Source organism: Fontisubflavum oceani (assembly GCF_030407165.1).
Lineage (GTDB): Bacteria > Pseudomonadota > Alphaproteobacteria > Rhodobacterales > Rhodobacteraceae > Rhodophyticola > Rhodophyticola oceani.
Window position 1 is genome coordinate 654,201 of record NZ_CP129111.1, and the last position, 14,081, is coordinate 668,281.

General features: G+C 61.6%; 16 protein-coding genes, 1 other RNA gene and 2 pseudogenes. 7 read left to right on the forward strand and 12 right to left on the reverse strand.

Annotation, left to right across the window (positions count from 1 at the left end):
* The first annotated feature begins 82 nt into the window (after positions 1-82).
* An RNA gene (gene ffs / locus QTA57_RS03295) (signal recognition particle sRNA small type) lies at positions 83-179 on the forward strand.
* Positions 180-389: 210 nt separating this feature from the next.
* Entirely contained in the window at positions 390-1,436 is a 1,047-nt protein-coding gene (gene rsgA / locus QTA57_RS03300) for a ribosome small subunit-dependent GTPase A (protein ID WP_290153580.1), read from the forward strand.
* Positions 1,437-1,474: 38 nt separating this feature from the next.
* On the opposite strand, the gene QTA57_RS03305 is transcribed toward rsgA, so the two are convergent.
* Positions 1,475-2,365, reverse strand: coding sequence for an alpha/beta hydrolase family protein (locus QTA57_RS03305; protein ID WP_290153582.1), 891 nt, complete (start codon positions 2,363-2,365; stop codon positions 1,475-1,477).
* 83 nt (positions 2,366-2,448) lie between these two features.
* On the opposite strand from QTA57_RS03305, the gene QTA57_RS03310 reads away from it, so the two are divergent.
* Positions 2,449-3,012, forward strand: a complete 564-nt coding sequence (locus QTA57_RS03310) for a TetR/AcrR family transcriptional regulator (protein ID WP_290153583.1) — start codon at positions 2,449-2,451, stop codon at positions 3,010-3,012.
* Here the strand turns inward: QTA57_RS03310 and QTA57_RS03315 are convergent.
* The 4 genes from QTA57_RS03315 to QTA57_RS03330 all read right to left on the reverse strand — a co-directional run bounded on the left by QTA57_RS03315 (position 3,009) and on the right by QTA57_RS03330 (position 5,479).
* Positions 3,009-3,287 carry a hypothetical protein gene (locus QTA57_RS03315; RefSeq protein ID WP_290153588.1) on the reverse strand — a complete coding sequence of 93 codons (279 nt, stop codon included), beginning with the start codon at positions 3,285-3,287 and terminating at the stop codon, positions 3,009-3,011. The genes QTA57_RS03310 and QTA57_RS03315 overlap by 4 nt on opposite strands.
* A gap of 83 nt (positions 3,288-3,370) precedes the next feature.
* Positions 3,371-3,934: a hypothetical protein gene (locus QTA57_RS03320; RefSeq protein ID WP_290153590.1), complete on the reverse strand. Its 564-nt coding sequence runs from the start codon at positions 3,932-3,934 to the stop codon at positions 3,371-3,373.
* A complete protein-coding gene (locus tag QTA57_RS03325) occupies positions 3,874-4,911 on the reverse strand; it encodes an ankyrin repeat domain-containing protein (protein WP_290153591.1) in 1,038 nt (345 codons plus the stop codon). Before QTA57_RS03325 ends, QTA57_RS03320 begins: the two co-directional genes overlap by 61 nt.
* A 208-nt stretch (positions 4,912-5,119) precedes the next feature.
* On the reverse strand, positions 5,120-5,479 hold the full coding sequence (locus tag QTA57_RS03330; RefSeq protein WP_290153593.1) for a hypothetical protein: 360 nt from the start codon (positions 5,477-5,479) through the stop codon (positions 5,120-5,122).
* Between the two features lie 117 nt (positions 5,480-5,596).
* On the opposite strand from QTA57_RS03330, the gene QTA57_RS03335 reads away from it, so the two are divergent.
* Positions 5,597-7,339 (forward strand): DNA polymerase III subunit gamma/tau, encoded by a 1,743-nt coding sequence (locus tag QTA57_RS03335; protein WP_290153595.1) that lies wholly within the window; start codon positions 5,597-5,599, stop codon positions 7,337-7,339.
* An 18-nt stretch (positions 7,340-7,357) separates the two neighbouring features.
* Here QTA57_RS03335 and QTA57_RS03340 read toward each other — a convergent pair whose 3' ends face one another.
* Positions 7,358-7,960, reverse strand: a complete 603-nt coding sequence (locus QTA57_RS03340; protein WP_290153597.1) for a histidine phosphatase family protein — start codon at positions 7,958-7,960, stop codon at positions 7,358-7,360.
* Between the two features lie 186 nt (positions 7,961-8,146).
* On the opposite strand from QTA57_RS03340, the gene QTA57_RS03345 reads away from it, so the two are divergent.
* Complete coding sequence (locus QTA57_RS03345; protein ID WP_290153598.1) at positions 8,147-8,494, forward strand: YbaB/EbfC family nucleoid-associated protein; 348 nt, start codon at positions 8,147-8,149, stop codon at positions 8,492-8,494.
* Positions 8,495-8,536: 42 nt separating this feature from the next.
* Positions 8,537-9,096: pseudogene (gene recR, locus QTA57_RS03350) on the forward strand (recombination mediator RecR).
* A gap of 33 nt (positions 9,097-9,129) precedes the next feature.
* On the opposite strand, the gene QTA57_RS03355 reads toward recR, so the two are convergent.
* Positions 9,130-9,759 (reverse strand): ribonuclease T2, encoded by a 630-nt coding sequence (locus QTA57_RS03355; RefSeq protein ID WP_290154760.1) that lies wholly within the window; start codon positions 9,757-9,759, stop codon positions 9,130-9,132.
* A gap of 132 nt (positions 9,760-9,891) precedes the next feature.
* On the opposite strand from QTA57_RS03355, the pseudogene QTA57_RS03360 reads away from it, so the two are divergent.
* Positions 9,892-10,654 (forward strand): annotated as a pseudogene (locus QTA57_RS03360) (DUF1013 domain-containing protein).
* Between the two features lie 57 nt (positions 10,655-10,711).
* On the opposite strand, the gene QTA57_RS03365 reads toward QTA57_RS03360, so the two are convergent.
* From QTA57_RS03365 to clpS, 5 genes are read right to left on the reverse strand one after another with little or no spacing between them, the layout of a single operon-like run.
* Positions 10,712-11,839 (reverse strand): aminotransferase class I/II-fold pyridoxal phosphate-dependent enzyme, encoded by a 1,128-nt coding sequence (locus QTA57_RS03365; RefSeq protein WP_290153599.1) that lies wholly within the window; start codon positions 11,837-11,839, stop codon positions 10,712-10,714.
* Positions 11,840-11,849: 10 nt separating this feature from the next.
* Positions 11,850-12,659 carry an SDR family NAD(P)-dependent oxidoreductase gene (locus QTA57_RS03370; RefSeq protein ID WP_290153600.1) on the reverse strand — a complete coding sequence of 270 codons (810 nt, stop codon included), beginning with the start codon at positions 12,657-12,659 and terminating at the stop codon, positions 11,850-11,852.
* A 16-nt stretch (positions 12,660-12,675) separates the two neighbouring features.
* On the reverse strand, positions 12,676-13,227 hold the full coding sequence (locus tag QTA57_RS03375) for a class I SAM-dependent methyltransferase (RefSeq protein ID WP_290153602.1): 552 nt from the start codon (positions 13,225-13,227) through the stop codon (positions 12,676-12,678).
* Between the two features lie 38 nt (positions 13,228-13,265).
* Positions 13,266-13,673, reverse strand: coding sequence for a class I SAM-dependent methyltransferase (locus tag QTA57_RS03380; RefSeq protein ID WP_290153604.1), 408 nt, complete (start codon positions 13,671-13,673; stop codon positions 13,266-13,268).
* A 19-nt stretch (positions 13,674-13,692) separates the two neighbouring features.
* The gene (clpS, locus tag QTA57_RS03385; RefSeq protein WP_290153605.1) at positions 13,693-14,037 is read right to left on the reverse strand and encodes an ATP-dependent Clp protease adapter ClpS; all 345 of its coding nucleotides are present in this window, start codon (positions 14,035-14,037) and stop codon (positions 13,693-13,695) included.
* Positions 14,038-14,081: the final 44 nt, after the last annotated feature.

Genomic DNA, 14,081 nt, shown 5'->3' on the forward strand with positions numbered 1-14,081 from the left:
ATTACGCCCAATCCTAACACCGGAACGCATAGGCGGCGCAATGGGTTGCGACTCTCGAACAAAAACCCTATCTGGAAGCGTTGAGAGGTTGGCGCGGGCAAGCACCTCGCCAACCTGGTCAGGTCCGGAAGGAAGCAGCCACAACGAGACCCGCTTGGGTCGCTGTCCAGCCTCTCACCAATATCGGGACACGCAACACGGGTGTCCGATGCGCCTCGGTCGCTCCTTGCGACCAAAGATCGAAAACACCGGACAGGAGGCCTCATGGAGAGTGTCACCCTCATCCGGGCCAGCGCCGCCTAATCAGGCAGCCCTCAAGCCCGGCGATCAAATCCGCAGAGCCCAACCCGGCCTCTGCCCGTTTTGACGTGTTTTCGGGACTTCAAACATTGACCCATTCTTCTCTCTCCGACCTCGGATGGTCGGCCCGTTTTCTGGCGCAACTGTCGCTGGAAGAAGCGGAAACTCTCCCCGTCGCTCGTATCACCACGGTGGCACGAGACCGTCTTTCGGCACTGACGCCGGAAGGCTCTCTGACTCTAACTCTGCCACCCGGATCGAGCAGCGGCGCCTTCGCCACGGGCGACTGGGTGGTGATCGACCCCACGATCAACCGTGTGGTTCGACGTCTCAGCCCCACGACGGAGCTGAGCCGGCGCGCTGCGGGCACCGGCGCGGACCGGCAGTTGATTGCCGCCAATGTCGACACGCTTGGGATCGTCACCTCCTGCAATGCCGATTTCAACCTGCCCCGGTTGGAGCGGTATCTGGCATTGGCGGCAACAGCGAGTGCGCTCCCGTTGGTGATCCTGACCAAGGCCGATCTGACGGACGATCCTGAGAGCTATCGCAGGCAAGCCGAACGGCTCTCTCCCATGGTGACCGCCATCGCACTGGACGCCACTGACGAAACGGAGACAGCTGAGGCGCTGGCGCCCTGGTGCCGTGCGGGGCAAACCCTGGCGCTTCTCGGCTCATCCGGCGTTGGCAAATCAACCATCGCCAACGCGCTGACCGGTGGCACCATCGCCACGCAAGGCATCCGCGAAGATGATGCAAAGGGTCGCCACACGACGACCGCGCGCGGCTTGGCGCAAACCAAGCTTGGCGGCTGGCTGATCGACACGCCCGGGATGCGGGCCCTGCGTCTGACAGATGCGAGCGAGGGGATTGAGGCCGTCTTCTCCGATCTCGCCGCGCTGGCGGCAGACTGCCGGTTCTCCGATTGCAAGCATGAGACCGAACCGGGATGTGCGGTGCAGGCCGCCATTGCCAGCGGAGAGATCGACCCCGCCAGGCTCACCCGTTGGCGCAAGCTGGAACGCGAAGATGCGCGTAACAGCGCCACGCTCAGCGAAGCCCGAGCGCGCGACAAAGCGTTTGGCAAGATGGTCCGCAGCATCGCGAAAGACAAACGCGGGCGCATGCGGCGGTGAGGCAAGCCTTGCCCCCGGTCCCACGGCCGGGGGCAGGGTTACACGCCTGGTGTCGCCGCCAAAACCGTTTCCCAAACCGCCCGGTTCTGACGCCGGAAAAACCCGATATGGCCGATTTTGCCGAGCCCGTGCTCGGCGGCGCGGACCATAACTTGTCGTTTTGGCGCTTGGGCATAGTAGGGCATCAACCGCCACACGGCCTGCGGCGGGACCAACTGATCATCATCCATTGCGACAAAGGTCACCGGCGCCGTGACGGCGTTGAAATCGGGCATCGGCAGCGCCCGACCGAAATCGCTGGCCGTAAAACCACGCGTGGTGCACCAGCGCCGCCATTGCCAATAGACCCCGGCAGGCAGGTTTGCGCCCAGACCCATCGCTTGGCCCGGCAAGTAGCCCAAGACCGTGGTCAAGACCGGACCATAGAGAAACCAGAATACCCGGGCGAGCGCCTGATAAGGCCAGGGATGATCGCTTGTATGCACTGGACCGCTCGCCACCGTGATCACGCGTGCAATCTGTTCCGGTTCAGGCTGAAACGGCAGCATGAACCCGCCAAGCGAATGGCCAACCACCCAGATCGGTACATCCGGCAGCATCCGCGCGGCAGCCTGCCGGGCGACATATTGGTCATGGACCCCCCAATCCGCCATCGTCGCTTTGGAGGCGCGCGCCGACCCACGGGCAGAAGCGCCAAAGTCGCGGTAGTCATAGGTCAGGCAGGCGATGTCTTTCTCCCGTGCCAACCAATCCGCGAAATGCCGATAATAGCCATGCGGCACGCCGGTGGCCCCATGGAGCACCACAACGGCTTTCGGCGGGCGGGCGGTATGATGAAGCGTGCCGGACAGTTTGGCGGTGCCGGACCGGAAGGTGACCGGGGTTGGCACAGCTTCTCCGGCGGGGACGGGGCGAATGTCGATGGTCATCTGCGTGGGTCCTTTGACGGATTAGACCGATTGGTCCACCTCCCCTCTAGACCAATCGGTCTATGCCTGTCAAAAGAAGAATTATGACGCACCCTGCCCATTCGACGCGTGACCGCCTGGTCCTGAACGCCGCGCTCCTGTTTCGGCAGAAGGGGTATCACGGCGTGGGCGTCGCCGAGATTCTGGCGCAAGCAGGCGCGCCAAAGGGCTCGCTTTATCACCATTTCCCCAATGGTAAGTCCGATCTGGCGCTGGCCGCCGCCGATTGGGCCTCGGCCGAGATGATGCGGATCATTGGCGATGCGTTTGATGCGGCACCGGATTTCGCAACCGGCGCGACGACGCTGTGTTACAAGCTGGCAAAGCTCTTCGATCTCTCAGGGCACTGGGATGGCTGCCCGATCTCGGCGACGCTGTTCGAAGGCCCACAAAACGATGCGTTTCGCGCCAAATCCGCCGCGCTGTTCGATAGTTGGATTGCCGAGGTCGCACGACACGGTCAGCGGTTTGGCCTTGGCGCCGCAACCGCCAAAGACGCTGCGGAAATGCTGTTGATGGGCTTGGAAGGCGCGTGGATTCTGGCGCGGGTCCGCAAGACCTCAGACCCGCTGCGGCGGTTGCCTGGCCTCTTGGGGCATCAAAGCTAACTCCAGCCGATCAAAAACCCATACGCAAACAGCGCCACGATCACGGCAAGCAAACCCAAGGACCACCAGCCGGGGATGCGTCCCAAGCGCCGGAGCATGTCCTGACCCGGCAAATGCCGCACCCCGAGCCACAAGATCAGTGCCGTGACCGCGGCGGCCATTTGCCAACTCAAAAACCCGGTGAGCCGGTTCACCCCCCGCGTGAACCCACTGCCCTCGGCCGGTTCCAAAAGCGACATGCCGGAGAGACCGATCGCCAAGGCCCAGATCGCCAACAGGATCCATATCGTTCTGCGGCTCAGCTGCATACCTGCCCCCAAACATCGTTCTGAGGGCAGGTTAACACAGCACGGCCCCGTCAGGCGACGCCGTGTTCGACGACCTGGCCCGGATAGCGCTCGGCCCAATCCGTCAGGAACTCCGCCACATCCGGCTCGCCTGCCAACTCGATCGCGCGTTTCGGGAGGGCCACCCCCTCGTCCAGTGCTAATCGCAAGCATCCCAGATAATCCCGGCTCTTCCGCTCCGGACAGTTTTCAGACCCATGGATAATGGTGCTCAGCAAAGTCCCGCCATAGCCGTTCACATGGCTCAGATCGGGTTTGAGGCCGATAAAATAGCCCATCATCTCCGGCAACCCCTCCCAGCCGGCAAGCTGGACCGGGGTCAGACCTTCGGTATCCGGGCGATCATATTCAACGCCCAAGGCCACCAACCGTTGCACATGCGGAAGCTTGCCCGGCAGGTGCAGGATCATCCGGATGATGTTGCGATAAGCCTCGGGCAGTTTCTCTGGGTCGACATAGACTCCGGCAGGAATGTCCCCCTCCGCCGCCATGGCCAGAAGTCGTTCCTCTGGCGTCAAATCGGGCACCGCGCCGCGCGCACGAATGGCCGAGGCCAGATCGGCGTTGCCGAACACCTTTGCGTAGCCATAGGCGCTGCCCCCTCATAAAACCGCGCTGGATCGGCCCCGGCGTCGAGCAATATGTCGATCATCCGCCGATCCGACATTCGCCGCGCCGCCTGGTGCAAGGCGGGCACGACCCAGGGCGCTTCGCCACCCACATGGGTGCCGTCAAAATCATCGGCACGCGCGCCATGCGCCAGAAGCATCTCAACCGCGCCATGGTCGTGGAAATCCATCGCGCGCAGCAATGCATTGGTGCCTTTCGGATCGGCCCCGTGCTCCAGCAGCATCCGCAACCCGTCATGATGTCCAAGCTCCGTCGCGTGATAGAGCGACTCATTGTCATTGGGGTCCGCGCCATGTTCCAGCAACCACCGACCAAGCGGCATGTTGTTGGCGTGCCCAATCGCGAAATAGAGCGCCGACAACATGTGGTCGCTGCCCTCATAGGACGGCATGCCCGCATTCACATCGGCACCGCGCTGAAAGAGCATATCGGCAATCGCCAACATATCCGCCTCCCGCTCAGGCCAGAGATGGATCATCCGAGATTGCGCCAGCTGCACAATCGGCGGCGCCATCCCAACCTTGGCCGTCGCTCGCCTTGGGTCGGACCAAAGCGCGGCCTCCACCGCATCGCGATGATAAAGCGCAATCTCAAGGCCGAAATCGCCATCCGCCAAATCCGGCGTATCGCCCAGGAGCTTTTCGATCACATGGGCCTGCCCGTGATGCACCGCGACTTTCAACCGTTGCCGTTTGGCGGCCTTATCCATCCCCAAGGTCTCGACGGCGAGTTTCAACGCGGGCCAGCTCGCAAAACTGTTCTCGCGCGCCACCACATGCAGGTAATCGGCGAGTTTGAGCTCGGTTCCCTCGGGCCGGGGGCGGTAATTGTTCACCCGGACCCAGGCCTCGCGGTCGCCTGCATCATGGGCTTTCTTCAACGCCTTGGCATCGCGGCGCAACTGTTCGATGGATTTTGTCATCGGCTTCCTCATCCATTGGCCCGCCGATCCGCTGCTTCGGGCATGAGAAAGACCGAGAAGGTCTGTCATATGGTCGTATCAGGGGGGCCGATGACAGCTTTCCGCGGATCTGGATGCCGCCCCTAGCGGCCCGAGCAGAGTAGACCATCCCAAGTCGCCTGCCAACCCGCGCACACGAAGCAACAGACACTCCCGTGACCAACCGGGCTCAACTGAGAACGGCCAATACACCCAAAACAACACTGACAACCAGAAAACCTCCAATGATGGAAAAGTAAGCGGTCGCCACAAAAACGGCGACACGCTCGAGCCTTTCGAGCCCAAACCGGTGGGATCGATTCATCAGGATGATCCCGAAGACGGCTGCAACTGGGTGACCAAAAAAATACAGAAGCTCGGGTAACAAACTGGCGGTCACATAGCTGCCACCTTGGGCAGAACCGCCATAGATGCGGTCAGAAAGCCAGAAAAGCCACTCCAATATCACCGCCATGCTCATGGCTGCGAAGAAGAAAACCATCCACTTTTCCGCGCGGGTCAGCCGACTGGCTTCTGTTTCTGACGACATTTACGTCCCCCTCAATAGACTTTGAGTCCGTCTAAACGAACACAACGGCGGCGGGAACCTGTTGCCGCGATCCCGACCAACGCATAACCTGTGCTGAGGCCAATGATGAGAGGCTCCATGAGCGACACCCAAGACACCGGTTACCAGGTTCTGGCGCGGAAATATCGCCCGGCAAGCTTTGCCGATCTGATCGGGCAGGACGCCATGGTGCGAACGCTTAAAAACGCCTTCGCCGCCGACCGGATCGCGCAGGCGTTTATCCTGACCGGCATTCGCGGGACCGGCAAAACCACCACCGCCCGGATCATCGCCAAAGGCCTGAACTGCGTTGGTCCCGATGGCGAGAGCGGCCCCACGACCGAGCCATGCGGCCAATGTGAACCCTGTCAGGCGATTGCCGAAGGGCGGCATGTGGATGTGTTGGAGATGGACGCGGCCTCGCGCACAGGCGTGGGCGACATCCGCGAAATCATCGATTCGGTGCATTATCGGGCGGCCTCGGCGCGCTACAAAATCTACATTATCGATGAAGTGCACATGCTCTCGACCAGCGCCTTCAACGCGCTGTTGAAGACGTTGGAAGAGCCGCCCGCCCATGTGAAGTTCATCTTTGCGACAACCGAAATTCGCAAGGTGCCCGTGACCGTCCTGTCGCGGTGTCAGCGCTTCGATCTGCGGCGGATTGAGCCCGAGGTGATGATCGCGCATCTGAGCTCAATTGCGGGTAAAGAGAATGCGGAGATTTCCGAAGACGCGCTGGCGCTGATCACCCGCGCGGCAGAGGGCTCCGTCCGCGATGCGATGAGTTTGATGGATCAGGCGATTTCCCATGGTGCGGGAGAAACCACGGTCGATCAGGTGCGCGCGATGCTGGGCCTCGCGGATCGTGGCCGGGTTTTGGACCTGTTCGAGATGATCATGTCGGGCGATGCGGCGGGGGCGCTGAACGAGCTTGGCGCGCAATATGCCGATGGCGCCGACCCGATGGCGGTGCTGCGCGATCTGGCCGAGATCACCCATTGGCTGTCGGTGATCAAGATCACACCCGAAGCGGTGAATGACCCGACGATCAGCCCCGACGAGCGCAGCCGGGGCCAAGGCCTGGCCGAGAAACTGCCGATGCGGGTTCTCTCACGCATGTGGCAGATGCTGTTGAAAGCGCTGGAAGAGGTGGCGCTTGCCCCCAATCCGATGATGGCCGCCGAAATGGCGGTGATCCGGCTGACCCATGTCGCCGATCTGCCGAGCCCGGAAGATTTGCTGCGAAAACTGTCCAATACACCCGCGCCGGCCCCCGGTGCGGCAACACAATCGACGCCCGCCCCATCAGGCGCGCCGACGGGGCCGCAGGGTCAAAGCCGCTCTGGCCCCACAGGACGGGGCGGGGCGCAGCCGGCTGTGGCCGAAATGTCGGAAACGGCACTTGCGCATTACCCGACCTTCCAAAGCGTGGTGGCGTTGATTGAGGCCAACCGCGACATCAAACTGCTCGTCGAGGTAAAGACCACCCTGCGTCTGGTCTCCTATCAGCCCGGCCGGATCGAGTTTCAGCCGACCGAACGCGCCCCCGCCGATCTGGCACAGCGGCTTGGCCAGAGCCTGAAAGGCTGGACCGGGGTCCGGTGGGCCGTGTCGGTGGTCGCCGAGGGCGGTGGCGAGACGATAGAGGAACAGCAAAACGCCGACCTCGCGGCGCTCAAGGCCGAAGCCGAGGCGCATCCCATGATGCAAGCCGTCATTGCCGCATTCCCAAGCGCGAAAATCACCGAGATTCGCACCCGCGAAGAGATCGCCGCTGAGGCCGCCATCGAGGCGTTGCCGGAAGTGGATGACGAATGGGACCCGTTCGAAGACGACTAGGCCCCATCCACCTTGGCTTTATCTGCCCGGCCAGCGATCAGGGATGATATGGCCCAGCATCTGCAAGCCGCCCTGCCCGTCATGGCGGAGGACATAGGTGACACCCATCGGTTCAGGATAGACGCCCGTCGCGGCTTCAAACGGGTCGTCATGGCCAACCAGGATGCGGTTTTCGCCGAATGCCAGCTCCGGCAGCATCACGCCAAGCATCCCCTCCCGCATCTCCGCGATCTGTGCGTCGGTATACTCCTCAGCCGGGGCGAAATTGAGCCCGGGGTTCATCTCATACGCGCCAAAGGCCAGCCAAGCCGTCTGCCAGGCGCGGCAGTATTGGCTTGAAATCACCTCGCCGACGGGAATGTCGAAATAGGCGAAGCTTTCGCCAATCTGGACCGCCTCGTGCCAACCATCTTCGCTGAGCGTGCGTTGCGTCGAACAATCCAACGGATCGGCGGTGACCTGATCGGCATAGTCGGTTTCGGTGGTCGCATGGCGAATGAAGATCACCACGCCGCCATCTTGCATGGTTCGCACCAGTTCCTGAGGCGTGAAGTTCTCGGTCGCGTTTCCAGCGAACGGGATGAGAGTAAAGATCAGAGCAGGGGTAAGCATTGCGCGCATTGGCACATCCTCTTCTAACAAACGCCGTCAGGGTTTCGATTGTCAGCTGAGGTGCCAAAGCGGGTGCCTTTGCTGTTGAAAGGGTCGCGGAGCAGGCCGATTCTGTCAACAGGTCCGACCTTGTTTGGCGCAGTCGCGCGGCGTATGTCGGTGCCAACACTCGATGGATGAGAAGGAGCGCGGTGGATGCTGAAAGGTTTGGGCGGGCTTGGCGATATGGCCAAGTTGATGAAACAGGCGCAGGAAATGCAGGGCAAGATGGCCGAGATGCAGGAAAGCCTGAACGCCATCACCGTAATGGGCGAAAGCGGTGCCGGGCTGGTCAAGGCGACGGCGACCGCCAAAGGCGAGTTGATCGGATTGGAGATTGACCCGTCGATCTTCAACCCCGAGAAGAAAGAAGTGGTTGAGGACCTCATCTTGGCGGCGATCAAAGACGCGCAAGCCAAGGCGCAAGATCGCAGCCAAGAGGAAATGGCCAAGCTGACCGAAGGCCTCGGCCTGCCGCCAGGCATGCAGATGCCGGGTATGTAAGCCGTGTCTGACAGCACCCGCGAGATCGAAGCGCTGATCGATATGATGGCCCGGCTGCCCGGCCTCGGGCCTCGTTCAGCGCGGCGCGCGGTGCTGCATCTGATCAAGAAGCGCGGCGCGCTGATGCGGCCTTTGGCGCAAGCGATGGCCGATGTGGCAGCCTCGGCACGGGAATGCCTGAACTGCGGGAATATTGGCACCTCGGATCTGTGCGAGATTTGCAGCAACCCGAAACGGGCCAATGGGCAGCTTTGCGTGGTCGAGGATGTCGCCGATCTTTGGGCGATGGAGCGCGGTCAAGCCTTTGCGGGGCGGTATCAGTTTTGGGCGGGACGCTCTCCGCTCTGGATGCCATTGGCCCGGACGAGTTGCGTATTCCGAAGCTGCGGGACCGGGTGGCGGAGGAGCAGATCACCGAGGTGATCCTGGCGCTCAACGCCACTGTCGACGGGCAAACGACTGCGCATTACATCGCCGGCGAGTTGGAGGGGGCGGGTGTGACGATGACCTCACTGGCCCAAGGTGTGCCAATTGGTGGTGAGTTGGATTACCTGGATGACGGGACGATCTCCGCCGCGCTGAAAGCCCGGAAAAGCTTCTAAATCAAATTCTTGATGTCGACCTGTGCGGACGCATCACCGCATTGGACTGAAGACCGCATCGGCAAGTGTGCAATCTCCCACGACATCATCGCCGCAAAGCCGAGGCTCCAAATCTCGCGTCAAACAAAGACGAACCTCTTGGATGCGACGGTCCCGGCACGTCACGGTCAGCATATCGGGCGCGAGTGCGGGATTGGCCTCCAAAAACGCCTCTTCGATCACCGCGGCGGGCAACCGCACTTCGCGATCAAGCTGCCGCAACAGATCGGGCCGCGTGACCCGCTCATAAGCCTCCCGCGACAGGGCGTAGTAGTCGGCTGCCGAAAGCCCGGAACAGACGCCATGCTTGCGCCATTGATGCCAGGCCAGCCCGGAAGAACCCATGATATCAATCATATCCGCCGTCATCGCGCGGGAGGGCGCCCGCTCGGAGGTGGGGCAATAGCTCGGCCAGCCGCGTTCATATTGCGGCCAGAGACCATGCAGCGTGAACCCATACCCTTGCCCAGGATCACATTGTTCGGACTCGCGCGCATCACCCTCAATCGCGCACCAGGAGGGCGTCCAACTGAGGCTGAGCACGTAGTAGTCGAACTCCCCCGCAAGCTCGCCCTCGGCCCGCGCGACCCCGGCCACCAACAGCAGCGCCAATAGCATCCGCATCATTTGCCTCTTCCCTCCAACCGCCTCGGCGCTTATATAGCGGCCAACTTCCCCGAAATCGAGGAACCGCGAGGCCCAGCCCCGCAGCCGTTTTCCCGGCACGTCCGAAGTGCATCTATTAGGAGCCCTGAGATGAACAAACCGATCATGGCCAAAGCCACCGCCGTCTGGCTGGTGGACAACACGACGCTGAGCTTCCGCCAGATCGGCGAGTTTTGCGGGCTGCATGAATTGGAAGTCCAAGGCATTGCCGATGGCGATGTGGCGGTCGGTGTTAAGGGGTTTGACCCGATTGCGAATAATCAGCTGACGCAGGAAGAGATCGCCAAGGCCGAAGCCGACCCGATCTATAACCTGGAAGCTGAAGTTCAACGCCGCCGCTGTGGGCGAGGAAAAGCGCCGTGGGCCGCGCTACACGCCGCTATCGAAGCGGCAGGATCGGCCCGCCTCGATCCTGTGGCTGGTGAAGTTCCACCCCGAGCTGAGCGATGGGCAAATCTCCAAACTTGTCGGCACCACGAAACCAACCATCCAGTCGATTCGCGAGCGGACCCATTGGAACATCTCCAACATCCAGCCGATTGACCCGGTTGCCCTTGGCCTCTGCAAACAGTCCGAACTGGACGCCGCCGTGCAGAAAGCCAATGCCAAGAAAGCCAAAGATGGCGAGGTGATGAGCGATGAGGAGCGGCGCAAGCTGGTCTCGACCGAGCAATCGCTTGGTATGGATCCGGAGCCGAAAATGCCCAGTGCCATTTCAGGGCTGGAGACCTTCTCGCTCACCGGCACCGAAGACGAGGACGAGAAGCCCGAGGAGACCTTGGTCGATGCGGACAGTCTCTTTAACCTGCCCAATGCAAGCGATGACGAGGACGAGGAAGACGATCAGCCCTAACGTCGGATCATCTCGCCCGACATTTTGGTGAGATCATTGTGACGGCGCCGAGCGCCGTCAGCCTTTCAGGATATCCGCTGTCACCGCGTTCAATCGGTCAAGCCCGTCGCGCAGATGCGCCTCGGGCAGAGCGGAACTGAACCGGAAATAGCCCTCGCGCCCAAACCGGGCACCGGGGATGACAAGAACGTCTTGGTCTTTCAAAAGCCGTCCGGCAAAGGCCTCAGAGCCAAGCGGCAAGTCGAAGCGCACAAAGGACATGGCCGAGGCCTGCGGCGGGACGACAGAAAACACGCCGGGATGCTCCGCCAGCGCTTCGGTCAACGTATCGAACCCGCGCCGGATTAGGCCCCGCGCCCGCTCGGTCAGCTTGGCCCGCGTCACGGAGGCCAGCGCGTATTCGGCCAGTTTCATCGACATCATACTGGCCGAGATCGTCGCATATTCATGCCGCCGCCAAAACGCGGGGATCAAATCTGCGGGCGCCACAAGCCAGCCGAGACGTAAGCCCGGCAACCCATAGGCTTTGCTCATAGAGTTGATCGCGATGACCCGGTCAGATTGACCCCAGAAGCTGGGTGTGGCCGTATCCGTGGCCCGCTCAGTCCCGGAATAAACCTCATCGGCAACGATCCAGGCGCCAACGCGCCCCGCCGCCGCGATGATCGCCGCGCGGTCCGTATCTGACAGGACACACCCTGTCGGATTGTTCGGGTTCACCACATGGATGATTTTGGTGCGGTCATCGACCGCGGTCGCCAGCGCATCTTGATCAATGGCCCAGCCTTCCGCCTCAATCAGGTCGACGGTGCGAACCTCCACGCCAAGATTGCGCGCGTTGCCTGCCATCTGCTCATAGGTGGGCCGGAACACAACAATGTTGTCACCGGGTTCCAGCAAGGTGGTTGCCACCAGAGTGTTGGCTTCACTCGCACCGACCGTGACCAGGATATTCTCAGGCGTCGGCCCATCATAGAGGGCCGCGATCCGCGCACGGAGCAGGTCGAAGCCGTTCACCTGCGGGTAATCGACGAGGGTCTCAAAGAGGGCCTCCGTATCGATCTGCGCCATCGCGAAGAGCGCGGCATAGCTCATCGGGTGCACACCGCTTTCGGAGAAATTGAACCGTACGCCATGTTCCATCTCGGACAGGAATTGCTCAACCGCGAAGGGGTGGAACGGCATCTCGGGGCCTCTAATGCGCGGCCTTGGTGACGCTGTCGAGCAAGGTCCGCCCGCCATCGACCGTCAAAATCTCGCCCGTCACGAACCCGGCCCCTTCCGAAGCAAGGAACTGCACCGCGCCGGCCACTTCTTTGGCCGAGCCGATCCGGCCCAACGGCGTGCATTCTTTGATCTCTTTGCGGAGACCATCGGTCTCGCTCAGGCTGTCTTTCAAGCTTGCCGACATCAGCGAACCAAAGGCCACGGCGTTGACGCGAATGCGGTGCGGCGCAAAGGCCACGGCGAGGCTCCGTGTGGCCTGATCCAGCGCCGCAGCACTGATCGAATAGCCAAGCAGATCGGGATGTGTGCGGCGCGACGCGATCGAAGAGATGTTGATGATCGAGCCAATCACCCCTTCTTCGACATCGTCGTCTTCGGCCTGCTGGATCATGCGTTTGGCCACCGATTGGCTCAAGCGCAGCGCGGTAAACATGTTCTGATCCAACAGCGTCTCGACCGAACCTTCTTGCGGGTCGAGCGGATCGGTCGTCATCATCTGGCGGCTGGCATTGACCAGAATATCCACCCGGTCAAACGCATCAATGGTCGCTGATAGCAGATTGGCCACCGTCAGTTTTTCGCGCAAGTCGCCGGCAAAATACTTTGCGCTTTCCGATTGCTCTTCGGGATTGCCGCATTCATCGACCAGCCGCGCCTCGTCCCGGTCGGCCAGCATCACATTGGCACCGCGTTCGAGAAAATGGCGGGCGATTGCCAGGCCGACGCCATTGGCAGCACCGGTGATAATCGCAGTCTTTCCTTGGATCGAAAGAGTCATGTCTGACGTCTCCTGCTCAGGGCTTGGCCCGTCTGGGCTTGGCCGCCTGATAGAGTTTGTAGCCTTGGATTTCGGCCAGCATCTTGCCGGTTCCGAAATGGTCTTTCAGCGCGGCCTCATAGGGCAAATGGCGGTTGGCCACCATGAAGAATTGTCCCGACGGTTTCAAGATGCGCGCCGCATTGGCGATGAAGGCGCGGCCCAGTCCTGGGTCGGTCTCGCGCCCGGAGTGAAACGGCGGGTTTGACACCACGGCGTCATAGGGCGTTTCTGGGCGGTAGCTGGTGGCATCACCCCAGATGAAATTGGCGCGCGGGTCGTCGATATTGGCCTTGGCCGCCTGCAGTGCAGCCCATTCCGCCTCGATCAGATCAATCTCGGCTATACTCTCTTGTTCGGCCAAAAGCTCCGCCGCGATATAGCCCCACCCCGCGCCGAGATCGGCGACCCGGCCCTTCAGCTGCGGCACGAGTGCAATCAACAACTCTGACCCCGGGTCCGGCCCATCAGCGGAAAACACGCCCGGCGCAGTGATATAGCCGCCCTCAACCTCTTGCGGCTCGGCCACCCAGTTTAAGACCGCTTCGGGCAGGGCCTGTGGCCGGGTCAGCCAGAACAGCTTGCCGTGCGATTTCGAAAGCGCATCATCGACGGGCAGCGCCCCCGCACGTTTTTCAAGATGCTCTCAATCCCTTCGGCTTTCTGCCCATCGACGAGGACCAGCCCGCCGGGTCGCACATGCGCCAACGCCTCAGCCACCAGTGACAAGCTTTCCGGCTTCGACTTCACGATCTGCACCAAGGCCACGTCAAACAAACCGTCTGGCGCGACCTCAACCGGGATGCCCCGCGCGCTCAATCTCTGGTGATCCGGATAGAAACCCTGGATCGCCGTTACCTCACCCAAAGCCGCGAAGTCCGCATCGGCCCGCGCGCGCAGCACCAAGACCCGCCCCTCCTTGGGCAGGCTCAACGCGCCGCTCTCCAGCGCCAGGGTCCATCTGTCAGGGGTCATGAGCCAGAACAGGCGCAGCCTATTCCTCTTTCTCCATCGTGCATTGCAGTGGGTGCTGGTTGCGGCGGGCGAAATCCATTACCTGGGCCACCTTGGTCTCAGCGATCTCGTAAGAGAACACGCCAACCACAGCCACACCTTTCTTATGAACGGTCAGCATGATCTCCACCGCTTGCGAATGGGTGATGCCGAAAAACCGCTCAAGAACGTGCACGACGAATTCCATCGGCGTGTAGTCATCATTCAGAAGCAGCACCTTATACAAAGGTGGCCGCTCGGTCTTGGGCTTGGTCTTCGTGATGACGCTGGTCTCGTCCCCCTCATCAGGGGCGTCGGCCATCATCGTCCAGGCTTGGCTTTGCATCAGGTCTCCCGCGGGGCTTATGCCACGTGTCAGGCCGCAGTATA